This is a genomic window from Corynebacterium lactis RW2-5, from assembly GCF_001274895.1.
In the GTDB taxonomy this organism is placed as follows: domain Bacteria; phylum Actinomycetota; class Actinomycetes; order Mycobacteriales; family Mycobacteriaceae; genus Corynebacterium; species Corynebacterium lactis.
This window is the reverse complement of the sequence record NZ_CP006841.1, coordinates 1,520,513-1,546,139: the sequence shown is the minus strand read 5'-3', so window position 1 is coordinate 1,546,139 and position 25,627 is coordinate 1,520,513. Positions and strand designations below refer to the sequence as shown.

Here is a 25,627-nt window from a genome sequence, read left to right as displayed (position 1 = left end):
ACAATAACGCCGCGCCCTAATAGCAGCGAAGCTTCGCGGCTATTGCGAAGGGCTGTAGGAATTAGCGTCAAATCTCCCGAAAAAGATACTTTCCTACCAAAACGACTGTGTATTTTAGGGGAATGACGCATTTCGACAGTCTGAACAACCACAGCTCACAGCCGTCTGAAACGGGCGCTACAAACACCAACACAAACATCAACGCGAATACCAACACAGCCGCCAACTCGCTGATCATTCCTCCCAGCGCTGGCGCAGAGGTACGCGCTCTTGCCGCGCAGTTGAACCTCCCTCGTGATTTCGCTTTCGGCACCTCCACGGCCTCCTACCAGATTGAAGGCGGCGCACAGAACGGCGGTCGGGGCCCGAGCATTTGGGATACTTTCGCCCACACGTCGGGAAAGATTATTGATTCGACCACCGGCGACACCACCTCCGACCACTTCCACCACTGGCGCGAGGACATCGCGCTTATGGGCAAGGCCGGCCTCAAAAACTACCGCCTGTCGCTGTCCTGGTCTCGGCTTTTCCCCGACGGAACGGTTGGGGCAGGACCTAACCGTCAAGGCGTCGACTTCTACAAAAATCTTCTCGAGGGCCTCCGTACCGCCGGAATCAACCCGATGGTCACTCTCTATCACTGGGATTTGCCCCAGCCCCTGCAGGACATCGGAGGATGGCAAAACCCGGAGGTCATCAAGCGCTTCGCCGAGTACGCCTCCGCCACCTGCGAGCTTTACGACGACCTGGTCACGCACTGGATCCCCATCAACGAGCCAAATGTGCACACACTGCTAGGACACGCTATCGGGATACACGCGCCGGGCCTAGCCCTCGGCTACCAGGCGCTCGGGGTCGGTCATGCCCTCAACCTGGCCCACGGTGCCGCCGTCCGAGCCCTTCGTGACCAAGGTGCGACCTCTATCGGTTGCGCCACCAATCATTGCCCGGTCCTACCGGCGGACCCGAACAACCCCCTCGACGTGCAGATGGCGGGCCTCTACCACGAGGTCTATAACCTCTTTTACTCCGATGCCATGCTCCGTGGCACATACCCCGAGCAACTTCTGTCCGTAATTGCTAGCGAGGTTGGCGCCGAGGTCGCCGAATCCATGGCAGCAGAGGTGACGTCGGCCTGCGAGCCGCTGGACTTCTACGGAGTCAACTACTACGAACCTGCCGTAGTGCGTGCTCGAGATGAAGACGCCGAAAATGAAACGGCATCGTTGGCGACGGAGGCGTCGGCAAGCGAAAAGGAAGAGCCGACAAGCGTCGATGGGGCAGAGCAGTTCAACCTTCCGGAAGGCATCCCCTTTGAGATCGAATCCCTCCCCACACAGGAGCGCACCGGTTTCGATTGGGCAATCTACCCGCAGGGCCTGACGATGACCCTCGTCGACCTGCAGCAGCGATACGGCCAGGAGCTGCCGCCGTTGGTCATCACCGAAAGTGGCATGTCATCGCCGGACGAGGTGGAGGAGACCGCCGAAGGCCAGGAGGAAGGACAGACAGTCGCGCGAGTCCGCGACACTGCGCGCATTGATTACCTGGAGGGCCACATTCGGGCCGTCGCTGAAGCCAGGGCACAAGGCGTCGATGTTCGTGGCTACTACGTGTGGTCCCTAATGGATAACTGGGAATGGGCAGACGGCCTGCGCCAACGCTTCGGGCTGATCCATATCGATTACTCCGACCCCGAACGACGGCGCGCGCCAAAGGATTCCTTCCACTGGTACGCGGCGCTGGCTAACGCGGTCGGCCATGGGCCGGAGGCCGACGAGTGAGCGAGAACCAGCTCTACGCAGGCTCGCGGCACAGGCGAGGGCTAGGGTTTTTCGCGTCGAATATCCCCGACGACGCGCCGCTGGTCAAACCCAATTGGAACTGGCGTCTTTCTGTGACGCTGGCAAACCTTGGCGTCTACACGGCATGGTTCGGCCCGATTCAGGTGCTTCTCGGGCTCCAAGCCGCCGCGGTGGCGCCGAGCCACAAGGAATACGTGCTCTCCCTCGTCACCGGAGTAGGCGCTGCAGTCAGCGCAATCGGCAGCCCCATTTTCGGAGCTTTGTCGGACCGCACCACCTCCCGCTATGGCAGGCGGCTGCCCTGGGTCTGGTGGGGCACCATCCTCGGTGCAGCAGCCCTTATACTCCTGGCCTTCGCGACCACGGTATGGGGCATGGTTGTGGCATGGGCCCTGGTTCAGGCAGCGCTCAACGCCATGTACGCGGCAATTACTGCCACGGTAAATGACCACGTCGCTGTGGAATACCGCGGTCAAATGGGAGGGTGGCTCGGCATCGGCCAGACCGTCGGAATTGTCGCAGGTGCAGCCGTTGCCGCATCCATTCACGGGATTGCCGCAGGGTATTTCGTGTGCGCCGCACTTTTGGTCGCATTCGTCGTGCCGTACTTGTTCGCCAACAAGGACCGGTTTCTGCGGCAGCAACCGGAGCCATTCCATTGGGGCAGGTTCGCGCGCCGCTTTTGGGTCTCGCCACGCCAATACCCGGACTTCGCCTGGGCATGGGTCAACCGGTTCCTCATTAACTTGTCTAATGCTCTGGGTACCTTGTACCTGCTGTACTACCTCACCGATGCGGTGCACTATCGCAATCCCGAGTTTGGAGTATTTGTTCTCTCCGGGCTCTATGCGCTGGTCACTATCGCAACGACGCTGGTGGCCGGCGTGGCCTCTGACCGCTTAGGCAGGCGAAAGCCCTTCGTAGTGCTGTCGGGCATCATCATGGCTGTCTCCGCAGGCGTGCTGGCCATAACGCAAACCTGGGTAGGCGCGATTGCCGGATCAATCCTGCTGGGCATCGGCTATGGCATCTACGTATCAGTGGATTTCGCTTTGACCACCCAGGTCCTGCCGCCCACCGGTGACGCGGCTCGAGACCTTGGAGTCATCAATATCGCGGCGGCGGCACCGCAAGCGTTCGCACCGCTTCTTGCGGCACCTCTGGTGAAGGCCTTCGACAACTACGCGGCTGGATATGCCACGTTGTATATCTTCGCAGCCGTGATTGCGTGCGCTGGAGCGGTTTTGGTTACCCACATCAAAACGGTGCGCTAGGTGGCGAGTACTGATTTATTCGGTGTTCACTGTTTCAGCACCGGGCTTTCTACTGCACTTAAAGCCCTATCACCCGGTCGCAGGCTGCCAGAACGTCCGGATCGTGGCTGGCAATAATCGTTGCACGCTGCGGTGAGCTGGACTTCAACAGCGAGACTACGCGGAGGGCGTTTGCCCTGTCGAGCGCGGAAGTTGGCTCGTCGGCGACAAGTAGCCGTGGATTTCTCAGCAAGGCCCGTGCGACGTTTATCCGCTGGCGTTGCCCACCGGAGAGCTGGTCGGCCTTACAGCGACGAAGATGCTGTACCTGGAGTCGCGGTGACAAGTCGAGGAAGTCCGGCAAATCTAATGCGTGCAAGACCGAAGAAATCTCTGAAAGATCCACAGAACCCTTCGTAGTGCGCGCTGCAGTATGTTCCGCAGCACGCTTGGCTGCCCGACGCAAGATGGTTGCAACCGGCACTGCCGGGTTGATTGACAGCTCGGACTCCTGGGGGATCCAGCCCACGCTGTGCGGATCGACTCCGCTAATCGTCCCCTGGGAAATGGGATGCAATCCCAGGATCGCCCTAAGCAGCGTTGTTTTACCTCGTCCCGATGGCCCCGATATCCCAACGACCTCACCGCGGCGGATGCTCAGGTTGAAATCGGTGAGAATCTCCTGGGCACCGTGGGAGAGGGTGAGGTTTTCAATACTCAGAAGTGTGTCGGCGCCGGCCCGGTCTTCGGCCTGGGCGGTGAAGGGTCGGGGCTCACCCACATCTTGGCCCGTGGCATCATCGCCGATGAAAATGGCGCGGTTAGCCAATTCCTCGGCAACCTTCCTATCGTGGGTGATTACCACACATGTCGCGCCTGATCGTCTTTGTGCCACCTTGAGACTGTCCAGCACCACTTTCGCCGCGGTTGCATCCACGCCGGCAGTGGGTTCGTCGATAAGCAAAAGTTTTGGCTGGCCAGCGATCCCTGCGGCGATGCCCAGGCGACGCCTTTGCCCGCCGGAGAGCTGGGTGGGCGTTCGATCGAGAATGCCACCGATGTCAGCAATCCCGAAATCGCTGAGAAGGACAAGGGCCTCGTCGTCCGTGAGCCCGGCGCGCTGGCGCAGGATTCGGCGAACGCTCCAGCGCGGAGGAAGAGTAGCACCCGGATCCTGGTCAACATAGGCGCATTGGCGTCGGAAGGCCCGAAGGGCACCTCCACGCATCGACAGTGGCAGGTGGCCATCGATAGCGACTCTGCCGCGCGTTACCTCAAGTTCGTGTCCGAGGTCTCCCAACATCGCTTTGACCAGCGTTGTTTTGCCCGCGCCGGAAGGTCCCATGATGGCTAGGGATTCGCCGCTTGCCACGTGGAAGTTGATACCGGAAAGGATGGGCCGCTGGGGTCTGTCGCTGCGAGTAAGGGCGGCGATGTGGAGGTTCTCAACAGTGATGTCTACGCCTGCTGTCATCGTTGACCTCCTGCTTGAAGCTCGAGAAGCAGTGCAGGAGATGCAGTGAGCACAATAATGGCGAGTGTGGGCATGACGACGGCCCATGGGTTCAGATCCACACCGCGCAGCTCCGCGCCGACCATGGCTGCCCACGTCGAGTCAGCTCCGCTTGTGGCTCCGGTGAGAAAGCTTGCGGTAGCAGTGAGAAAGACTACTGCCACGAAGCGAATACTGAAATCTGCGATTAGCGGGCGACGCAGTACTGGAAGAATGTCGTGAACGGACACCTGCCACAGGGAGGCGCCTGTGGCACGGGCATATTCCACATATCCCGAACTCAGTGCGGCCGATACAGCAGGGTAGAAGTAGCGGGTTGACATGGGCACCGACAAGGCAAAGGCCGTCACAGCCGCGGCAGTAAACCCTTCGGGTATTGCCGTGACCGTCGCCAAAATAATGAGAATTGCCGGAATGGCCAAAATGGTATCTCCGAAGAATCGAATTATCGCGAAAGCTCTGTGGTTCACCGCGGACAACACGGCAAGTAGCAGGCCGACGGCGCTGGCAGCCGCGGCGGCAAGAGCTGGCGGCAAAACTAGGGCCGCGTTGCCGATTAACATTCGCGACGCGACATCGCGCCCAAGATGATCAGTACCAAGCGGATGCTCGGCAGAAGGCGTATCGAAGGACCTTGCCATAGGGGCCGTGGGGTCCGGTAGCCCGAAAAGATCGATGAGGGCGCCACCGGCAAGCGCCGCCGCAATTACAAAAAGCCACACGGCCAAAACGGCAACCAAAAGGGCCAGAGAACTGATACGGCGCACTGTGGACTTCTGCATCATCGACGCCTCCCCAGAAAATCAGCCAACGCGAAAGAAGCAACCGTAATCGCGGCGAAAACGGTCGTCAGCGTCGCCACGGCGACGGTCTCTCGAGTCGCAACGAAGCGAGTTACTGCGGTGCCGATTCCTGGAAAGCCCACGACATTTTCCACGACGACCGTGCCCGCCACCACATAGGGAATGGTTCCGGCGCAGGCCTGCGCAATTTGGCCAGCGGCAGCCGGCAAAGTATGCAGGCGCAGCACTGACACCGGATGCATACCGGCGAGCTCTGCGGCCCGAACATGCGGCAGAGCCCGAGCATCGACAATCGCTGCGCGGACTAGCCGTTGTAACCACGCACCGCCGATGACAGCCACCGCCAGCGCGGGAATGATGAGTGCCTCCGGATTATCCGCAGGGGTGCCACCTGGAGGCACCAGCGATACCGCTGGTGCAAGCCGCAGCGCTCCGGCGAAGACCGCCAATAACAGTGCGGTAATGGCAAAATCCGGGGTTGCCAGGGTGGACTGGGCTGCGAAGGAGGTAATCGTGTCACGCCAGGATGAAGGCGCGAGCCCTGCGAAAATACCAGCGCCCACGCCAATACACAGCAGCAACGGCAGGGCTACCGCGACCAGATATGCCGAGTTTCTGGTGGCGACCGCCGAGGCTTCCCACACAGTGCGGTGCGAGGAAAAGAGCATGCCACCATCGCCGAAGAAGAATAGCCCCGAAAACCAATCCCACAACCGAGCAAGCAGCGGCCGATCAAGGCCCAGGTCGGTGCGAAGCGCGTCGACACGCGCCTGATCCGAGGTGCGAGCGATGACCGTGGCTGCATCACCGGGGAGCAGATCCATGACAATGAAGCTCCCAAGCGCTGCACACAGCAGTACTGCCAACCACCGCGCCATCCGCTTGCCGACGTGCACCACGCTTATTTGCTTGCCGGGGGCAGAGAAACCGCCACCGGGACAGACTGGGACACCGGCATATCAGGCACACCCGCAGCACGACCATGGATTTCGTTTGCGTAGGCCCACAGCAACTCGCCGCCATCTTCCTGCATCGTACGAGCAAGACTCTTCAGCTGCTCGGCCCGAGCATCGGCGTCGGTTTCCGCCTGCAGTTTCTCCAGGCGCTGGTCCCAATCCCCGCCGGTGCCAAACCCAGAAAGATTGAGCATCGCCTGCGAGCCGGTCAGGAAGGGCAATGCCGAGGTCAGCGACCTATTGACAAAGTAGGAGGCGAAGAACGGGAGCTTCTTTAGAGCGTCCATATCGGAGTAGTAGGTGGTGGGATCGCGCTTTTCCACCTTCACGTCAACGCCAAGGTCCTTCAACTGTCGGGCAGCTAGGTCAGCACCGTCGTTCATGCCCGGAGTAAAATCGGCCGTCACTAGGGTCAACTTCTTTACACCCTTGTCCTGGAAAACCTTTCGGGCGGCTTCCTTATCAAACTTGGCCTCTGGCAGAGACTCCGGATAGTCCGCAAACCCCAGTCCGGGAACATCGGCGCCGGGAGTACCAGTGCCGTCTAGGGCGGCGTCGGCAAGCGCGGAGCGGTCTAGAGCCATCTTCATTGCGCGTCGTACCTCGGGGTCGTTGAAAGGGGCGACCTTGGTGTTGAGGATGAAAAGCAGGCCTTTGGAGTCGGCGGCACCGGGACTCCACACCTCAGCCCCGCGGAGGCTGCGCTTCGCGGTGGCGGGAAGATCCATAGCCAAATCGACCGCGCCGGACTCAACGGCACGCAAACGGGCCTGCGCATCGGCGATTACCTGAATCTCGAGGGAGTCAGAAACTCGCATATCGGCAGGGTAGTGCTCGTTTGCCGTGAACTTCCAGCCCTGACCGGAGTCGCCCGATTCGACGACATAGGGCCCGGAGCCAACCCCCTTTGATGGGTCGCCAGCCTTGTACACCAGGCTGTTTAGGCCCAGTACGGAGGCAACGAAATCTGCGCGCGGGCGGTCGAGCGCAATCTCGACAGTGGCGGTGTCGGTCGCCTTGGATGCGTCAAGGTTGACGTCGGCATAGGACATGCCGTGCATCGGATTGTCCTTAACATGCTTGATCGATGCGAGCACGTCCTCGGCGGTGACCGGAGAACCGTCGGAAAAGGTGGCGCCTTCGCGGATTTTGATAGTCCACACCGTTGCGTCCGCATTCGGCGTCGCACTGGCGGCAAGCTGCATCGTAGGCTGATCCGCGCCGGCGATGACCAGGGATTCATACACCGCATAGAGCGCCGCCCAGGTCGCGGTGGACATGGCCTCCGAGATATTGAGATTCTCGCCGGGGCCACCGAGGGCTGCAATGCGCAACGTATCCAGCGCCTTACCATCCGCGCCTGCCGACGCCTTGCCGGACTCCGTCGACGAAGAACACGCGGCAACGACTGGTGTTGCTACTGCAACGGTGGTTGCGGTGGCTAGAAACTTCAAGAATTCTCTACGGCGCATGTGTGGTCCTTATGTGGTTCGTTGGTCGAGGGAGAACACTGATGGTCAAGATTTGGAAATGAAAGTGTCCTAAGAAGAAGTGCTACATGAGCGCCGTTTTCGACTGATCTTTTCTTGCGGAGCTGCAGGTAGTGCGCTTATTCTCTATGAATTATGTGCGTAAATGAAAACAGTTGTCAATTGCTTAAAGATGCAAGCGCGAAATAACTGCGGCGATTGTTGAGATGCCCCGCGGTCAAACCTTTGGGCCGGTTATTGTGCTCAAGCCATACCTGATGTGAGGAGAAAATTAATGACAGGCCAATCATCGGGCACAGCTGCAAGCAGGCCCGATTATGCGTCGGCGCCCCGACTGCTGAGGAAGCATCTCGGCGGCCGTGGTCCGCTGCTTGCGTTGGCCGTGGCGTGCGGCATTGTCGCGGGAATCGCAGAGGTCGTACCGGCATGGGCGATGTGGAAAGCCGTGACCGCTATCGTGCAGGCCGAAAGCCCGTTCCGTACAGGTGCCGCAGCATCGGCGAAGACGATTCTGTCGGTAGCGTTGGTCTGTCTAGTAGCTGTTGGGCTCAAAGCGGTGTTTTTCGCAGTTTCAACTGGCCTGGCCCACCTGGTCGCCTTCGACGTCATCGCGGAGATTCGCCTTAAGCTTGGCAGAACCTGGAATTCAATGAGCGTCGGAGATGTTGCTCGAATCCACTCCGCACGGGCAAAAACAATAGCGCTCGATCACTGTGAAAAGCTCGAGCTCTTCATCGCCCACGCTGTGCCCGAGGCCGCAGCTGCTCTGACAGTATGGCTAAGTGTCACGCTATGGCTTTTCATAGTCGATTGGCGGTTGGCGACCGCCACGGTTGTACTAGTTCCCCTGGCTTTCGCGACCATGCTTCATGCCATGAGGTCAAATGGCCATCGGATGGGGCAGTGGGTTGCAGCTAATGGTGCGATGGGGGCTGCCATCGTCGATTTTCTTACCGCGATGCCGGTCATTCGCGTCTTCAACCGCACTGGCGATGAGCATAAGCGCACCAGCGATGCGGTCCGGCTCAATGCGAAACTTCAATCGGATTGGGGGCGCGCCTTTGTCACCTGGGGCGCACCATTTTCCACCTTGGTCGCTAGCTCCATTGCAGTCATTGCCCCGACAGCCGCATGGCTGCTTGCGACTAGCTCGGTGGATGTGCCCACAGTCTTGCTCTTCCTTGTCCTCGGGCCCACCTATCCAGTGCCGCTGGTCACGTTGTTCTACCGTCTAGTGGCACTGCCGATGCTGTCCAACGGCGCCGTGGAAATTGAGCATCAACTTGCCGGAAACCACGGCAATACAGAAAAATCCGCATTTGACAGCGAGCTTGGTTCTGGCAGTGAAGTTGCAAACTGCACTACATCGACGGTGATGCAGGAGACGTCGGCAAGCGAAGTGAGAGTAGAGCACGTGAGCTTTTCCTACGATGCGGGAAAGCCCGCGCTCGAAGATGTGTCTTTTACCGCCCAGGCGGGAAAAGTTACAGCGCTGGTAGGGCTGAGTGGCGCGGGAAAATCGACCGTCGGAGAACTTATTGCCGGCTTCTACACTCCAGACTCCGGGCGAATCAGCATCGGTGGAGTGGACATCTCAACGCTGAAAGAGGCCGACCTTCACTCGCAGATTGCGGCGGTATTTCAGAAACCACATCTCATGGCGGGCACGATTCGCGAAAATGTGACACTGGCGCGGCCCGAAGTGCCTGAAGATCAATTAAGAGCAGCCCTTCACGCCGCCGCAGCCGATGAATTTATCGATACGCTTCCCGACGGCCTGGACACCGTCCTAGGTGAGGGAGGATCGGGGCTCTCCGGCGGCCAGCGACAGCGACTGGCAATTGCGCGAGCCTTCGTGGCGGACCGGCCGATTCTGATTCTCGATGAGGCCACGGCAGCGACAGACCCGGAGAACGAAGAACTCATTCAGAAGGGACTGGCCCGCTTGGCGCGAGGGCGGACGGTGATCGTCATTGCGCACAGGCTTGGCACCATCCGGCACGCGGACTGCATCAACGTGATGGATAAGGGCAAGATTGTCGAGTCCGGAACGCACGAAGAGCTACTGGAGACAGACGGCTACTACGCCCGCTTGTGGAACGGCGCGGATTCCGGGGCTGACCATGAGGAGCGGGAGGGGGCAACGCGATGAAACAGTTAAAGACAATGTTTACATTGCTCGGGCCTGCTCGAAAGGCAGTCATCGGCGGGGTAATTTTGCGACTTGTTCAGTCCCTGGCATTGGGCATCTCTTTTGGCTCGGCGATGAATCTGGTGGCAAAAATCATCGAGGGCACGCAAATTAGCCCGGAGATTGCCACACGCACTGCAATCGCTTGCGCGGTATCGCTGCTGGTGCAGCTCATTGCGGGTTGGGCGGCGGCCCGACTTTCGTGGCTGGCATCTTATCGGGCCGTAGCGAACATGCGCCTTGAACTTTTGCGTCATCTTCGGCAAATCCCTGTCAACGCGCTAGGGAATCGCTCGCGGGGCGATGTGGCTGCGCTACTGAGCACCGACTTGCAATTGATAGAAGACTTTCTCACGGAGGGGCTGCCAAGGCTTGGACAGGCTCTTGGGATTCCGCTCCTGGTGGTTGTTGCAGTGGGAATCAACGATCCCATTTTGGCCGCGGCGATTGCACTCCCAATTTTCGCGATGATTCCGGTGATGTCGTGGTCGAGTAAGAGGCTGGCTGCATTGGCGGATAGACGCCAGGCCGCCCAGGCCAACGCCGCAGCGCGTATGATTGACCTGGTCACAGCGATGCCAGCGCTGAGGGTGTACTCCACACGTGAGCGCACCGAGCAGTGGTATAGCCGTGCGCTGGAAGAGTTTCGCTCTATCTCCGTGGAGATGGTTCATCGCCTTATCGTGCCGTCGACCTTGGCGGGCTTGATTCTTACTCTTGGTATTCCTCTGGTGGCTGTGACCAGTGGTTGGGCTGTAGCGACCTCGGCGACATCCATCGCACTTGTTGGCGTCGTGTTGGTTGTGGTCCTCAGCGTCTATCAGCCCGTTCAGGGGCTTCTTTCCACTAACGAATCTTGGCAAATGGCACAGGCCGCGCTTCGGCGGGTACAGGATGTCACCGACATCGAGCAACTACCCGAGCCGGAGCAGCCCGCGCGGACTCCGCAACTTTTCGATGTCGAGCTACGCGCTGTCGACTACGCCTACCCAGTGCGGGATAATGAGGTATCCGCACAGGGCACCGGAGACTCCTCGGTAACTGAGCGCGAGCCTGGACACCTGGCTTTACGGGGTGTCAATTTTCACGCACGCGCGGGGGAGATGACCGCGATTGTCGGGCCGTCTGGCTCTGGAAAATCGACGGTCCTGAGTTTGATCTCGCGTTTCGACGATCCCTCCTCTGGCTCTATCTGCATTGGAGGCGTCGACCTGAAGGACATCGCAGCCGCCGATCGCAGCGATTTGGTTACCGTTGTATTCCAGGATGTCCACCTGTTCCCGGGCACCATCGCGGATAATATTGCCGCGGCAAAGCCCGGTGCGAGCAGGTCTGAAATCGAGCGCGCCGCCCGTACTGCCTGCGCACACGAGTTCATCTCCTCGCTTCCCGACGGCTATGACACCGTCCTCGGGGAGGATGGTGCAGGGCTATCGGGTGGGCAACGTCAGCGTTTGTCCATTGCTCGCGCTGCTGTCAAAGACGCGCCGATAGTCCTGCTTGATGAAGCGACCTCGGCACTTGACCCTGTTAATGAGGCTGCGGTGCACCGCGGAATTCAGGCTCTGTGTAAGGGGCGAACGACCGTTGTCGTCGCGCATAAACTGGCGACAATTGCTGCGGCAGATCGCATTGTTGTCCTTGATGACGGGCGGGTCGTTGAATCGGGCAGGCATAAAGAATTGCTCGTGCATGAGGGAGTGTATTCGCGCCTATGGGCTAAGGCTGCACAGTTGGAGGATTGGGCGCTATAACGGCGACGGACATTTCGTCCAGCTGAGATGGGAAAGCATCACATGAGGAGCAATGTACAAAGAAGTGCCTGGTGGTGACGGTCTCAGCAATTTTTTCCGGTTCGCGCTGATCTGAGGCGTTTGTCGAACAAGCAGCCAGACATAGAACGGAGATATCTTGGTGACCAGCATCCAAAGGCATTTGTTTGTGGAGGTACGCAGTTGTACTGCTAGATTCGGGGCACGAACGCGTCAGACCTGAGGCGTCAACCACCCCGCAGCACTCCCCAAATGCGTAATCCTACACCGCCATTGTGAAAAAACGCTCACCATTTTGTATTGCACCGGCGTCCCCGTGCTTGTTATTCTGAGGTTCCGTGGTTACGAAATACATCATCGTTACTGGAGGAGTTGCCTCCTCCCTCGGAAAAGGCCTGACTGCGGCATCGCTTGGCCGCCTGCTTACCTCTCGTGGTCTGAAAGTGACCATGCAGAAGCTCGATCCATACCTGAACGTGGATCCGGGCACCATGAATCCCTTCCAGCACGGTGAAGTCTTCGTGACCGAAGACGGCGCGGAGACCGACTTGGATCTCGGCCACTACGAGCGCTTCCTGGACCGCAACCTCTCCGCTGGCGGCAATGTCACCACCGGCAAGGTGTACTCCTCGGTCATTGCCAAGGAGCGTCGCGGCGAGTTCCTCGGCCAGACTGTGCAGGTCATCCCACACATCACGGACGAGATTAAGTCCCGCATCGTTGCTATGGGTAACCCGGACGCGAACGGAGAGAAGCCGGACGTTGTTATCACCGAGATTGGCGGCACCGTCGGCGATATCGAGTCACAGCCCTTCCTAGAGGCTGCCCGCCAGGTCCGCCACGATGTAGGTCGCGAAAACATCTTCTACCTCCACGTCTCCCTGGTGCCATATCTCGGCCCGTCGAAGGAGCTAAAGACCAAGCCCACTCAGCACTCCGTCGCTGAGCTGCGGTCGATTGGTCTGGTCCCGGATTCCGTTGTCTTGCGCTGTGACCGAGAAGTTGGCGACAGCCTCAAGAGCAAAATCGCCCTGATGTGCGATATCGACCGTGAGGGCGTCGTGTCCTGCCCGGATGCACCGAGCATCTACGACATCCCGAAGGTCCTCTACGAAGAGCACCTGGACACTTTCATCATTCGTCGCCTCGGCCTGCCTTTCCGCGACATGGACTGGTCAGTGTGGGGAGACCTTCTCGACCGCGTACACAACCCTGTAGGCGAGATTACGGTGGCGCTCGTCGGTAAGTACATCGACCTGCCGGACGCCTACCTTTCCGTCGCGGAGGCCATCCGCGCGGCGGGCTTCGCGCACCGAGTCAAGACCAACATTCGCTGGGTCGGTTCCGACGACTGCGAGACCGAAGCGGGCCTGAAGAAGAACATGAGCGGCGTCGACGCCATCATCATCCCAGGTGGCTTCGGCGGCCGCGGCATCGAGGGCAAGATCGCCACGATCCGCTACGCCAAAAAGACCGGCACTCCGCTGCTGGGTATCTGCCTGGGCATGCAGTGCATCGTCATCGAGGCCGCCCGTACTGCAGGCGTCGAAGGCGCGTCCTCCACCGAGTTCGATGAGAACGCCGCCGAGCCGGTCATCGCCACCATGGAAGAGCAGCTCCGCGCGGTTTCCGGTGAGGCTGACTTGGGCGGCTCCATGCGCTTGGGCTCCTACCCAGCGAAGCTGCTGGAAGGCTCCGTCGTCGCCAGCCTCTACGGCACCACGGACGTCACCGAGCGCCACCGCCACCGCTACGAAGTCAACAACGCCTACCGCGACAAGATCGCCGAGGCCGGCCTGGTCATCTCCGGCACCTCGCCCGACGGCAAGCTCGTCGAGTTCGTCGAGTACCCGAAGGAGACCCACCCGTACCTCGTGGCCACCCAGGCGCACCCGGAGCTAAAGTCCCGCCCGACCAACCCGCACCCGCTTTTCGACGGCCTGATCGCCGCTGCCCTCGAACGCAAGAAGTAGAGGCGCAGCGAGCGCTGCCGGATTCCCGGCGGCGCCACGGCGGTAGTGTAGAACCCATGAGCAAGCAGGCAGAGCAAGGTACCCACGACTTCGAGGCTGTCTCCACAGAGATTCTCCTCGAAGCTCCGATCATGGCGGTGCGCCGCGACAAGGTCCGGATGCCGGGCGGCCGCATCGCCAACCGCGAGATCGTCGAGCACTTCGGCGCCGTCGCGGTCGTCGCAGCCGACGAGGACGGCCGCATTTGCCTGCTTACACAATGGCGCCAGGCCGCAGGCCGCCGTCTCATCGAACTGCCCGCGGGCCTGCTGGACTTCTCCGACGAGGACCCGCTCGCCGCGGCCCAGCGCGAACTTGTCGAGGAAGCAGGACTTGAGGCGGCCCGCTGGGGCGTCCTGACCGATATGTTCACCTCGCCGGGATTCGCCGAGGAAGCCGTGCGTATCTATATCGCTCGCGACCTGCGGACCGTCGTCAAGCCTGAAGCGGATGACGAGGAAGCCGACATGACCCAGCAGTGGGTTCCCATCGATGAGGCGATGGGGCGCGTCATGCGCGGTGAGGTGCAAAACGCTATCGCGATTTCCGGGATTTCGCTGGCCGCGCAGGTGCTGCTCCACGGGGTGACGCCGCGCTCGGCGGACGAGCCTTTCGAAATGCGACCGACCCGGCTTGCCAGGCGCCGCGAGGAACAGCTGGGTGCGGGCGCGGACTTAAAGCGCGTCCGCACGCAGCTTGTCGCCCCCGCGGGCGAGGTCGACTGACCCGTCCGCTAACCTGCACCTCATGCCTGCGCACACCGTGAACTCGCTTGCCGACGCCTTTCTGACCTTCCTCGCGGTCGAGAAGGGGTTGTCGGCCAATACGCTTGCCTCCTACGAGCGGGACCTGGCCAAGTACCGGGAGTACCTGGCGGGCATCGGGCGCTCTGATCTCGCCGCGGTGACAGAGCAGGACGTCGCGGGTTTCCTGGCCTATCTTTCGCAGGGGGACAAGGCGGCGGGAAGACCTCGGCTGGCGGCGACATCGGTGACGCGGGCGCTGTCGGCAGTGCGCAGCTTCCACAAGTTTGCAGTGGGCGAAGGCGCGCTCGATGTGGACGTGGCGCGGCGTGTGGCGCCGCCGAAGCAGCCCTCGCGCTACCCGAAGGCGCTGAGCATTCCGGACGTGACCGCCCTGATTGACTCCATCCCCGACGGAGAGACCGCCACGGTAACCGACCTGCGCAACCGGGCGCTGGTGGAGTTTCTGTACTCGACGGGCGCGCGCGTCAGCGAGGTCACGGGCCTCGACATCGACGATGTCGACCGGGAGACCAACCTCGTGTTGCTGCGTGGCAAGGGAGATAAGGAACGCATCGTGCCGGTCGGCTCGCCGGCGATGGCGGCACTGGACAAGTGGCTCACGCGAGGGCGGCCCGCCTGGGTGCGGGCGAACTCCGGGCCGGCGCTGTTTATTAACTCGCTGGGGCGGAGGCTGTCGCGGCAGTCGGCGGGAAATACGCTCGCGGAGCTTGGGGAACGGGCCGGGCTGGCGGTGAAGATCTCCCCGCACACGCTGCGGCACAGTTTTGGCACGCACCTGATCGAGGGCGGCGCCGACGTCCGCGTGGTCCAGGAGCTGCTCGGCCACGCGTCGGTGACCACCACGCAGATCTACACCATGATCACGGCGGAGAACATGCGGCGCGTTTGGGCGGGTGCGCACCCGCGCGCGTAACGGGCGCGGTAAAGTGTGAAAGAACGCAAGGGTTAGACCAGAAGATGTTCAAGGAAGAGGGGTTGACCGTGGCTGGTGAAGGATTGTTCGAGGCCGACCGAGTCGAGCTCGGCCTGACCGGGCGTCCGGTGCGCGAGCTGCCCATCCCCGAGCCTCTGTCGACCCACGGCCCGGCCGTCATCCTGGCTATGTGCAATCAGAAGGGCGGCGTGGGCAAGACCACGTCCACGATCAACCTCGGCGCGGCTATCGCGGAGTTCGGCCGTAAAGTCCTCTTGGTTGACTTGGACCCTCAAGGCGCACTGTCCGCCGGTCTCGGCGTCCCGCACGAGGAGCTGGACCTCACCGTCTACAACCTGATCGTCGACGACACCACGGACGTCCGCGACGCCATCCATCACACCTCCGTGTCCGGCCTGGATCTGGTGCCCGCGAACATAGACCTGTCGGCAGCCGAAATCCAGCTTGTCAATGAGGTCGGCCGCGAGCAGGCCCTCGGCCGCGCCCTGCGCCCGGTGATGAACGACTACGACTTCATCATCGTCGACTGCCAGCCCTCGCTGGGCCTGCTGACCGTCAACGCCCTGACCATCGCGCAGGGCGTCATCATCCCGATGGTGGCGGAGTACTTCTCTCTGCGCGGCCTGGCCCTGCTGACCGACACTGTCTCCAAGGTGCGCGACCGCCTGAACTTCAACCTCGAAGTCAGCGGCATCCTGGTGACCATGTTCGACCGCCGCACCCGCCACGCAAAGGAGGTCATGGAGCGCCTCATCGAGGTTTTCGGCGACCAGGTCTTCGACACCGTCATCACTCGCACCGTCCGCTTCCCGGAGACCTCCGTCGCCGGCGAGCCCATCACGCAGTGGGCGCCGACCTCGCCCGCGGCCGCCCAGTACCGCAACCTCGCCCGCGAGGTCATCGAGCGCAAGGGCCGCAAGTAGTGCGGAGCCGCCGTGACTGACACTGAAGTCACTACGCCCGGCTCGTCTGTCCCGCCGGGTCCGCTTAACGACGGCCCGGGCCACGACGCCCCCTCCCACGCCCAGGCCGTGCAGGAGGCGGGGACGGAGGGCGCGTCGGCAAGCGAAGTGGGCGAGACCGGCGTGCAGGAGGAGATCACCGGCTTCCGGGTGGCGCTGGCGAACTTCAACGGGCCGTTTGACCTGCTGCTGCAGCTGATCGGCAGTAAGAAGATGGACGTCACCGAGGTTGCGCTGGCGGCGGTGACGGACGAATTTGTCGCGTATACGCGCAGCCTCGACGCGGTGCACGACTTGGACGAGATCACCGAGTTCCTGGTGGTCGCGGCGACCCTGCTAGACCTGAAGACCGCGCGACTGCTGCCGCGCGGCGACGTCGATGACGAAGAGGATCTGGAACTTCTGGAGGCGCGCGACCTGCTGTTTGCGCGACTGTTGCAGTACCAGGCCTACGGCAAGGTCGCGGATCAGTTCGCCGAGTGGCAGAAGACCGCGCCGAGGCGATACCCGCGCGCAGTGGGCCCGGATAAGCAGTTCGAAGAGCTGCTGCCGCCGGTGCGACTGGGCATGACGGTCGGGCAGTTCGCGGAGTTTGCGGCCGTGGTGATGCGCCCCAAACCACCAGAGCAAGTCGGCGTGGGGCATATCCACGGCGTGGCGGTGTCGGTGCCGGAGCAGGCGGGCAAGATCCTGGACTCGCTGCGGCTGGCCGGCGAGGGAAGCTGGCTGACGTTTACGCAGCTGACCTCGGAATGTCGAGTGTCGATGGAGGTCGTGGGCCGTTTCCTGGCGCTGCTGGAGCTCTACCGAGCCAAGGCGATCGACGCCGAGCAGGAAGAGGCACTCGAGGAAATCCGCGTGGCCTGGACCGGGCTGGATGTGGACCCGGCCGTGGTTGCGGCGGCGAACTGGGAGTAGGGGTGTGGCACTTCGCTGGTGCGGCACCGTACCCTAGGGAACGTGAGTGAGATTGCGGAACCGAGTTCTCAGAGCCCTATAGCGCAGAATCCTATTGCGCAGAGCCCGATCGACCCGCTGCGCGCGGGCGTCGAAGCGATCTTGCTGGTCGTGGACACGCCGGTTGCCGCCGAAGACATGGCTCGGGCGTTGGACGTCCCGGTGGCCGACGTGCGCGACGTGCTCCGCGAACTCGAAAACGAGCTGAGCGCCCGCCGTTCCGGAATTGAGCTGCGCGAGACCGGCGAGGGCTGGCGATTCTATACCGCGCCGGCACATGCGAGCGCCGTGGAGCGCTTCCTGCTGGACGGCTCGCAGTCGAAGCTCTCGCGCGCGGCGATGGAGACTCTGGCCGTCGTTGCGTATCGCCAGCCCGCCACGCGTGCGCAGGTTTCGGGCGTGCGCGGCGTCAACGTTGATGGAGTGATGCGCACGCTGGTCGCCCGCGGCCTGATTGCCGAGTCCGGCGAAGACCCCGCCACCGGCGCGCACCTCTATGTGACGACGGCCCTGTTCCTTGAGCTGCTTGGAATCGAGTCGTTGGAGCAGCTGCCAGATCTCGCGCCGCTGCTGCCGGAGGTCGACCTGATTGACGAGCCGCTCAGCTAGTGCGTCGCGCTGACCTACAGCGCTGACGTATTGCGGATTCGCCGCGTTTTCCGCGCTAACGCGCCACTCGGCTAATCCACGGCAGCGCCACGGCCGCAAGCGCCGATGCTCCGACGGCGAATGCACCCATGGTGAGGAAATAACTGTGCTCTGACGCCGCGCTGGTGGGATCGTAGCTGGTCGACATCACGCCGGCCAGCGCAGTACCGATCGCCATGGTCATGAAGAACAGCGCCGAAAAACGTGTGGCGTACTTCGCCGGGGCCAGCGCCGTCGCGGTTGACATCCCGACAGGCCCGACGTGCAGCTCACCGAAGGTAATCACGCCGTAGGCTAGCACCAGCGCGACAATCGGCACGGCACCCGCGGGCGTGGATGTGTGTAGCAGCAGCGTCCATGCGCCGAGTCCCGCCACTGCGGTGCCCGCGATGATTTGCGTCGGGGCCTTCGGCATACGCGCGCCAAGTTTCGTGCGCAGCAGCGCCATCGGCACGGAAAGAACCAGGATAAACACCGGATTCAGCGACTGCGCCCACGCCGCGGGCACCTCGAAGTCGCCGATTATACGGTCGACGCGCACATCCGAATAGACCGCCAGTGCGCCGAAGGTCTGGTTCAAGATCGCCCAGAACGCCACGGACACGATAAACAGCGGCACGAACGCCAGGACGCGCCGGCGCTCATGGGGGCCCAGTCCCCGGTCGAGAAGCATTGTCGCGAACATGCCGACGGTGGTCGCGATTGTCAGAACCAGCATGACCGTCGCCAGGCTCTCCAGTGCCAGCGCACCGGCCACGACCGCGCCGACCAGCGCCGCAACTACGGCCGCCACGGCCGCCGCAGCGAGACCAAGCGCCCGCCACGTCGCAGGAACCGTCGGCTTTTCGACGAGGGCAACGATGCGGGTATCCCAGCCGTCGTGAAGCTTGCGTCGGTGCAGGTAGTAGTGGGTGAGCCCGGCGATCATGAGTGCGGCGGCGGCGCCGAAGCCGAGGTGATACCCCGCGCGGTCGGCGAGCCAGCCGGTAAGCAGCGGGCCGGCCAGTGCGCCGACGTTAATTCCCAGGTAGAACAGCTGGAAGTCGGAGTCGCGGCGGCGGTCATCGGGATTGCGGACGTGCCCGAGCATTGTCAGCGCCGAGGTCTTCAGCGCGCCGGAGCCGACCGCGACCAGCACGAGTCCGAGCGCTACGCCCGGCGCGCCCGGTACTAGGGAGAGGCATAGGTGTCCGGCGACCAGCAGCCACGCGCCGGAGAGCAGTGTCTTCTCGGCACCGAGGACACGGTCGCCGATCCAGCCTCCGCCGATGGTGGAGAGGTAGACCAGGCTGCCGTAGGCACCCATGAGCGCGGTTGCGGTGCCGGTCGCGAGTCCGAGGCCGCCGTTGACGGCCGTGTCGTAGAGGTAGAAGGCCATGATGGCCTGCATGCCGTAGTAGCTAAATCGCTCCCATGTCTCGACTCCGACTAGCGCGGGGATGGCGACGCGCGGGTTCTGTGGGGTGCTCTCGGCGCTCTGCGAACACTGTTCAAGTTTGTGCATGAATACTAGATAACCAACTCTTGGAACCAGGGCGAAACCGGTGGCGTTTTTGCGCCGGAAATTACCCCCTGGACAGTGTTCGAGTGGTGTTTTTGGAAGGCGTCTTTGTGGTCGGTCTCCTCTGGTGTTACCTCCAAACAGGGCCGTGCCCACGAACGCCGTTCAAGTCAACTGCTGACGTGCGATAACGTTGGTGGTTGTGAATCGCCCCGCCGCCCAAACAAACGCAGCAAGCCCCGAGTCGCCGACTCCGGCAACCCTCGCCCAATTCGACGCCGAGCACATCTGGCACCCCTATGGGCCAATCCCCGCTCCGGTCTCCCCGCAGCTCGTCGAGGAAGCCCACGGTGTCTACCTTCGCCTCGCCGACGGCCGCGAGCTCATAGACGGCATGAGCAGCTGGTGGGCCGCCTGCCACGGCCACAGCCACCCGAAGCTGGTCGAGGCCGCAACCCGGCAGGCCGCGAAGATGTCGCACGTCATGTTCGGCGGGCTGACGCACCGCCCGGCCATCGAGCTGGCGCAGAAGCTCCTGCGTCTCGCGGGTCCCGGCTTCGACGCGGTGTTCTTCTCGGACTCCGGCTCGGTCTCCGTCGAGGTCGCCATCAAGATGGCGCTGCAGTACAGCCAGGCGATCGGCCACCCGGAGCGCACACGCCTGGCCACCTGGCGCGGCGGCTATCACGGCGACACTCGCGCCCCAATGAGCGTCTGCGACCCCGAAGGCGGTATGCATTCACTGTGGGCAGGGCAGTGGTCGCCGCAGGTCTTCGCCGATGTCCCACCCCCGCGCGGTTCTTCCGCCGAGACTCGCGCCGCCTACCTCGCCCACTTCGATTCGCTTATCGACGACTCTGTCGCCGGCGTCATCGTCGAACCCGTCGTCCAGGGTGCAGGCGGAATGCGCTTCCATGACCACGAGCTGCTAGTCGGACTCCGCGAGCTCTGTGACAGGCGCGGAATCCTCCTGATTGCCGACGAGATCGCCACCGGATTCGGCCGCGCCGGAGACCTGTTTACGACACAGGCGGCAGGCATCGTGCCGGACATCATGTGCGTCGGCAAGGCCTTAACCGGCGGGTTCATGAGCTTCGCCGCAACCCTCACTACGGCCGAAGTTGCCCGTGCCATCTCCTCCGGCGCTGGCGGCGGTCTCATGCACGGCCCGACGTTCATGGGCAACCCGCTGGCGTGCGCGGTGGCCTCGGCACAGCTGGACCTCATCGAGGAAGGTGCCTGGCGCAGCGACGTGCCGCGCATTGAAAAACGACTGTTCCGGCAGCTGGAGCCGCTGGCGACCAGCGACGCCGTCGCCGATGTCCGAGTTCTTGGCGCCATCGGCGTGGTGGAGATGCGTCGGCTCGTCGACATGGCACTGGCTACCAAGGCCGCCGTGGATGCGGGCGTATGGCTGCGCCCCTTCGGCAAGCTGGTCTACACCATGCCGCCGTACATCTGCACCGACGACGAGGTCGACCGCATCTGTACCGCCATCGCCGCGATAGTCCGCGCCGAGGAAACGCGCACCCACCCCTAAACGAAACCGCGAAGCCCACAAGGAGAAACACCCATGACTGTCGTCCTGGTCACCGGCACCGGCACCGACATTGGAAAAACAATTGCAACGGCGGCCCTCGCCACAGCTCTTAGAGGGGCCGGTAAAGAGGTGCACGTCGTCAAGCCAATTCAGACCGGCGTTCCCGGAAAAGACGGCGGTGACCTGGACACGGTCAGGGATCTGACGGGGGAGACCAACCTGCATGGATTCGAGCGTTACCCCGAGCCGATGGCGCCGGTCGCCGCGGCGCAGCGGGCGGGCATGCGGCTTCCGGAGGTCGGCGAGATCGCGGAGAAGATCAGGCTTATCGACGCCGCCGGGTCCAACCGTGTGGTGCTGGTCGAGGGCGCGGGCGGGCTGCTCGTGCGGCTCGGCGAGGACTGGGCGCTGCCGGAGCTCGCGGGGCACCTTCCGGGGCATCAAATGGTGGTGGTGACCAGGCTGGATTTGGGCTGCCTGAACGAGGCGGAGCTCACGGTCGAGGTCGCGCGGGGGCGCGGCGTGGAAGTCACTGCGCTTCTCGGCGGCAAGCTGCCCGCGCAGACCGACCCGATTATCGAGACAAATCTTGAGCAGCTGCCGCGCATTACAGGCCTGCCGCTGCTGGGCTCGGCGGCCGACGGCGCGGGTGAGCTAGACCGCGAGACCTTCGAGGCGCAGGCACCCGGCTGGTTCGAAGAGGCGGCGTTGCGCGAGTGGATTGCGAAACTGTAGGCGACTCTAAGGGGCGGGTTTCCGGGGCCTAGCGGCGTGGGGATTCCTGCGTTTTCCAGACAAAGCTCCTGCCTGTGCTAGGATTGGCACACGACAAGGCGCGAGGCTTTCTCTTTTACATCCTCTTGGAAGGCATTTCTTTAAGTCCCCGCGGCCGCAATGGCCGCGTTTTGCATTTCACGGCCGTGAGACCGGACGGGCGAGGGACGGGTATGACGAGAGCGACGGGAAGTGAGAGCGTCGCGGACGCTTGTTCTCTACAGCGAAAATCATTCTCCAACGCCGATAGATGGCAGTCGAAGGAAGTAAAGAATCGTGGCTAAACCCGCTCGCCGAGAAGGTACACCGGACCGCAACGGACGCAACCGCTCCAGCAACAATCACTCGCACTCGAACCGCGCGAACAACGCCCAGCGCGCACGCAACCGCCGCTCGGGCGGCGAAAACGTCGAGGTTTCCAACGTCCACGCGAAGGATGTCTACGTCTCCAACGCCCGCCCGGCGCGCCACCAGCACGTCGCTGGAGGCCGTCGCGGCCCGGGCAAGCACGGACACGGGCACGACCAGTCCGGCGAGGGCCTGCGCCTGCAGAAGGTGCTCGCGCAGGCCGGTGTCGCATCGCGCCGTATGGCGGAAAAGCTCATCGACGAAGGCCGCGTGGAGGTCGACGGCAAGATCGTCACCCGCCAGGGCGTCCGCGTCGACCCGAACACCGCGGTGATCCGCGTCGATGGCTCCCGCGTGATCGTCAACGAGGACATGCAGTACTTCATCCTGAACAAGCCGCGCGGCGTGCAGTCGACCATGCACGATGACATGGGCCGCCCCTGCGTCGGCGACATCATCGGCGAGAAGATCAGCTCCGGCCAGCGCCTCTTCCACGTCGGCCGCCTCGACGCCGCTACCGAGGGCCTGCTGCTGCTGACCAACGACGGCGAGCTGGCCAACCGCCTGATGCACCCGAGCTACGAGGTCACCAAGACCTACATGGCCACCGTCGTCGGCGAGGTCGACGCGAAGGTCATGCGCGAGCTGGAGAAGGGCATCGAGCTCGACGACGGCATCGCCAAGGCCGATATGGCCCAGATCATCGACGTCTGGCAGGGCCGCTCCATCGTCCGCATCGAGCTGCACGAGGGGCGCAAGCACATCGTCCGCCGTATGCTCAAGACCGCAGGATTCCCCGTCGAGCGCCTGGTACGCACCAAGATTCACACCGTCCAGCTGGGCGAGCAGACCCCGGGTGCGCTGCGTGCGCTCAACCGCGCGGAGCTGACCTCCCTCTACAACGCTGTGGGGATGTAAATGGCCGACGCACGCACCAATTCGACCTCGTTCTACGACACCGACAACATTGACCCCCAAGGAGCGCCCATGAGCGAGAACTTTCACGGCGAGGCGCTGCTCGTCGCCATCGACGGCCCCTCCGGAACCGGCAAGTCCACCGTCTCCCGCAAGGTAGCCCAGGAGCTGGACGCGAAGTACTTGGACACCGGCGCGATGTACCGCGTCGCCACCCTGTGGGTGCTGCGCCAGGGTATCGACCCGGCAGACACCGACGCCGTTGTAGAGGCCACCTCGGCCCTGCCGATGGAAGTCTCCGACGACCCGACCTCCACCGCCGTCATCCTTAACGGCGAGGACGTCTCCGCCGAGATTCGCGGCGCCGAGGTCACCCGCAACGTCAGCGCCGTCTCCGCGATTCCCGCCGTGCGCGAGAACCTGGTCGCCCTCCAGCGCCAGCTTGCCGACGCCGCCGGCCGCTGCGTCGTCGAAGGCCGCGACATCGGAACCGTCGTCCTGCCGGACGTTCCCGCCAAGATCTTCATGACCGCCTCCGCCGAGGTTCGCGCTCAGCGCCGCTTCGACCAAGACGTCGCCGCCGGCCGCGAGGTCAACTTCGACACCGTGCTTGCCGACGTCGTCCGCCGCGACGAACTCGATAGCAGCCGGGCGACCTCGCCGCTGAAGCCTGCCGAGGACGCGTTCATCCTGGACACCTCGGAGATGGACATCGACGAGGTAGTTGAAAATGTCCTCGACGTCGTGGAGGCCGGCTACCCGGGCTCGACAATGGACTGGGACGACGTAGACAACGAGGAATACGGCGCAGGCAACCTCGGCGCGGGCCAGGACTCTAGCTACGGTGACCTGGTCGCCAACGTCGACTCCGATAACGCGCCGGGCACGGAGGGTGCCCACGCCAGCACGGACGAGATAATCGACCGCACCCTGGCCGACCACGAAACCGTCATCGCTGAGGCTATCGAGCGCGCCGAGGCTGGCCAGCTCGACAGCCAAGAGGACTGGGAGGAGCTGGAGGAGGCTTTCGCCGCTCTCGGCGTCTCCGACGAGGAAGAAGAAGCACTTCCGACCGTCGCTATTGTGGGGCGTCCGAACGTGGGCAAGTCCACGATGGTCAACCGGTTTATTGGTCGTCGTGAAGCGGTGGTGGAGGACTTCCCCGGCGTCACGCGAGACCGCATCTCCTACCTGGGCGACTGGGGCGGGCGCCGATTCTGGGTGCAGGACACCGGCGGCTGGGACCCGGATGCCAAGGGAATGCACGCGGCGATTGCGCGCCAGGCCGAGGTTGCGATGGAGACCGCCGACGTCATCGTCATGGTCGTCGACACTACCGTCGGCATCACCGCCACTGAGGAGGTCATGGCGCGGCGCCTGCAGCGAGCCGAGCAACCGGTCATCCTCGCGGCCAACAAGTTCGAGTCCGACTCCCAGCTGGGCGACGTCGCCGAGTTCTGGGCCCTGGGCCTCGGTGAGCCGCACCCGACCTCGGCGCTGCACGGGCGCGGCAACGCCGACGTGATGGACCAGGTCGTCGCCTCCTTCCCGGAGGTCCCGCGCGCGAAGTCGCTGCCGACGGGGCCGCGCCGCGTGGCGCTGATTGGCAAGCCGAACGTGGGCAAGTCCTCGCTGCTGAACAAGCTCTCCGGCGAGGAGCGCGCCGTCGTCAGCGATGTCGCCGGCACGACCGTCGACCCGGTCGACTCCTTGGTGCAGATGGACGAGCAGCTCTGGCGCTTCGTCGATACTGCGGGTATCCGCAAGAAGACCAAGTCCGCCAAGGGGCATGAGTTCTACGCCTCGCTGCGCACCCGCTCGACTATCGACAACGCTGAGGTCTGCATCTTCCTGGTGGACGCCTCCGAGCCAATCGCCGAGCAGGATCAGCGCGTGTTGCGCATGATTATCGACTCCGGTCGAGCCCTGGTGGTGGCCTACAACAAGTGGGACCTGATGGACGAGGACCGCCGCGAGCTTCTCGAGCGCGAGATTGACCTGCAGCTTTCGCACGTGCCATGGGCGCGCCGCGTGAACATCTCCGCCAAGACCGGTCGCGCAGTCCAGAAGCTGGAGCCCGCGATGCTGGAGGCGCTGGAGTCCTGGGACAAGCGCATCTCCACCGGCCGGTTGAACACCTGGCTGCGCGCGATCATGCAGCAGAACCCGCCGCCACTGCGCGGTGGCCGCCAGCCGCGCGTGCTGTTCGCGACCCAGGCGTCGTCACGCCCACCGGTGATTGTGCTGTTTACCACCGGATTCCTGGAGCACGGCTACCGCCGCTTCCTGGAGCGCAAGCTCCGCGAGGAATTCGGTTTCGAAGGCTCGCCGGTGCGGATCGCCGTGCGAGTGCGTGAGAAGCGCAAGCGCAAGTAAGCCCACAGAGAACAAAGCCCTCGATGTGACCTACGCGGTTGCTTCGAGGGCTTTTTGCTGGCACGTTGGAAAGCTACTGAAAAAGTTGCCAGTCCCGAACCCCACGAGGA

At 62.9% G+C, this 25,627-nt stretch carries 19 protein-coding genes; 14 read left to right on the top strand and 5 right to left on the bottom strand.

Going from position 1 to position 25,627, the window contains the following annotated elements; genetic code table 11:
• Positions 1-122: 122 nt before the first annotated feature.
• Together CLAC_RS06770 and CLAC_RS06765 are read left to right on the top strand one after the other, a co-directional pair.
• Entirely contained in the window at positions 123-1,784 is a 1,662-nt protein-coding gene (locus tag CLAC_RS06770) for a glycoside hydrolase family 1 protein (protein WP_082313198.1), read from the top strand.
• A complete protein-coding gene (locus tag CLAC_RS06765; RefSeq protein ID WP_211255343.1) occupies positions 1,781-3,079 on the top strand; it encodes an MFS transporter in 1,299 nt (432 codons plus the stop codon). Before CLAC_RS06770 ends, CLAC_RS06765 begins: the two co-directional genes overlap by 4 nt.
• A 58-nt stretch (positions 3,080-3,137) precedes the next feature.
• On the opposite strand, the gene CLAC_RS06760 is transcribed toward CLAC_RS06765, so the two are convergent.
• From CLAC_RS06760 to CLAC_RS06745, 4 genes are all read right to left on the bottom strand, one after another.
• Positions 3,138-4,532: an ABC transporter ATP-binding protein gene (locus tag CLAC_RS06760; protein ID WP_053412248.1), complete on the bottom strand. Its 1,395-nt coding sequence runs from the start codon at positions 4,530-4,532 to the stop codon at positions 3,138-3,140.
• Positions 4,529-5,356, bottom strand: coding sequence for an ABC transporter permease subunit (locus CLAC_RS06755; RefSeq protein ID WP_053412247.1), 828 nt, complete (start codon positions 5,354-5,356; stop codon positions 4,529-4,531). The genes CLAC_RS06760 and CLAC_RS06755 overlap by 4 nt, the downstream gene beginning before the upstream one ends.
• Entirely contained in the window at positions 5,353-6,198 is an 846-nt protein-coding gene (locus tag CLAC_RS06750; protein ID WP_245621824.1) for an ABC transporter permease, read from the bottom strand. Before CLAC_RS06750 ends, CLAC_RS06755 begins: the two co-directional genes overlap by 4 nt.
• A 77-nt stretch (positions 6,199-6,275) precedes the next feature.
• On the bottom strand, positions 6,276-7,802 hold the full coding sequence (locus CLAC_RS06745) for an ABC transporter substrate-binding protein (RefSeq protein ID WP_053412246.1): 1,527 nt from the start codon (positions 7,800-7,802) through the stop codon (positions 6,276-6,278).
• Positions 7,803-8,094: 292 nt separating this feature from the next.
• Between CLAC_RS06745 and CLAC_RS06740 the strand changes: the two genes are divergently transcribed.
• From CLAC_RS06740 to scpB, 8 genes are all read left to right on the top strand, one after another.
• The gene (locus tag CLAC_RS06740; RefSeq protein ID WP_053412245.1) at positions 8,095-9,972 is read left to right on the top strand and encodes an ABC transporter ATP-binding protein; all 1,878 of its coding nucleotides are present in this window, start codon (positions 8,095-8,097) and stop codon (positions 9,970-9,972) included.
• Positions 9,973-9,986: 14 nt separating this feature from the next.
• A complete protein-coding gene (locus CLAC_RS06735; protein WP_245621823.1) occupies positions 9,987-11,765 on the top strand; it encodes an ABC transporter ATP-binding protein in 1,779 nt (592 codons plus the stop codon).
• Positions 11,766-12,121: 356 nt separating this feature from the next.
• Positions 12,122-13,756: a CTP synthase gene (locus tag CLAC_RS06730; protein ID WP_053412243.1), complete on the top strand. Its 1,635-nt coding sequence runs from the start codon at positions 12,122-12,124 to the stop codon at positions 13,754-13,756.
• Between the two features lie 56 nt (positions 13,757-13,812).
• On the top strand, positions 13,813-14,520 hold the full coding sequence (locus CLAC_RS06725; RefSeq protein ID WP_053412242.1) for an NUDIX domain-containing protein: 708 nt from the start codon (positions 13,813-13,815) through the stop codon (positions 14,518-14,520).
• A gap of 22 nt (positions 14,521-14,542) precedes the next feature.
• The gene (locus CLAC_RS06720) at positions 14,543-15,475 is read left to right on the top strand and encodes a site-specific tyrosine recombinase XerD (RefSeq protein ID WP_053412241.1); all 933 of its coding nucleotides are present in this window, start codon (positions 14,543-14,545) and stop codon (positions 15,473-15,475) included.
• Between the two features lie 68 nt (positions 15,476-15,543).
• A complete protein-coding gene (locus CLAC_RS06715; protein ID WP_156324878.1) occupies positions 15,544-16,419 on the top strand; it encodes a ParA family protein in 876 nt (291 codons plus the stop codon).
• 147 nt (positions 16,420-16,566) lie between these two features.
• Positions 16,567-17,376, top strand: a complete 810-nt coding sequence (locus CLAC_RS06710; protein WP_425388816.1) for a segregation and condensation protein A — start codon at positions 16,567-16,569, stop codon at positions 17,374-17,376.
• Between the two features lie 51 nt (positions 17,377-17,427).
• A complete protein-coding gene (gene scpB, locus CLAC_RS06705) occupies positions 17,428-18,024 on the top strand; it encodes an SMC-Scp complex subunit ScpB (RefSeq protein ID WP_425388815.1) in 597 nt (198 codons plus the stop codon).
• A 55-nt stretch (positions 18,025-18,079) separates the two neighbouring features.
• On the opposite strand, the gene CLAC_RS06700 is transcribed toward scpB, so the two are convergent.
• Positions 18,080-19,567, bottom strand: coding sequence for a peptide MFS transporter (locus CLAC_RS06700; RefSeq protein ID WP_053412239.1), 1,488 nt, complete (start codon positions 19,565-19,567; stop codon positions 18,080-18,082).
• 199 nt (positions 19,568-19,766) lie between these two features.
• Between CLAC_RS06700 and CLAC_RS06695 the strand changes: the two genes are divergently transcribed.
• The 4 genes from CLAC_RS06695 to der all read left to right on the top strand — a co-directional run bounded on the left by CLAC_RS06695 (position 19,767) and on the right by der (position 25,517).
• Positions 19,767-21,104: an adenosylmethionine--8-amino-7-oxononanoate transaminase gene (locus CLAC_RS06695; protein ID WP_082313192.1), complete on the top strand. Its 1,338-nt coding sequence runs from the start codon at positions 19,767-19,769 to the stop codon at positions 21,102-21,104.
• Positions 21,105-21,137: 33 nt separating this feature from the next.
• Positions 21,138-21,839 carry a dethiobiotin synthase gene (gene bioD, locus CLAC_RS06690; RefSeq protein ID WP_053412238.1) on the top strand — a complete coding sequence of 234 codons (702 nt, stop codon included), beginning with the start codon at positions 21,138-21,140 and terminating at the stop codon, positions 21,837-21,839.
• 315 nt (positions 21,840-22,154) lie between these two features.
• Positions 22,155-23,144, top strand: coding sequence for a pseudouridine synthase (locus tag CLAC_RS06685; RefSeq protein ID WP_053412237.1), 990 nt, complete (start codon positions 22,155-22,157; stop codon positions 23,142-23,144).
• A 69-nt stretch (positions 23,145-23,213) separates the two neighbouring features.
• On the top strand, positions 23,214-25,517 hold the full coding sequence (gene der / locus CLAC_RS06680) for a bifunctional cytidylate kinase/GTPase Der (RefSeq protein WP_053413325.1): 2,304 nt from the start codon (positions 23,214-23,216) through the stop codon (positions 25,515-25,517).
• Positions 25,518-25,627: the final 110 nt, after the last annotated feature.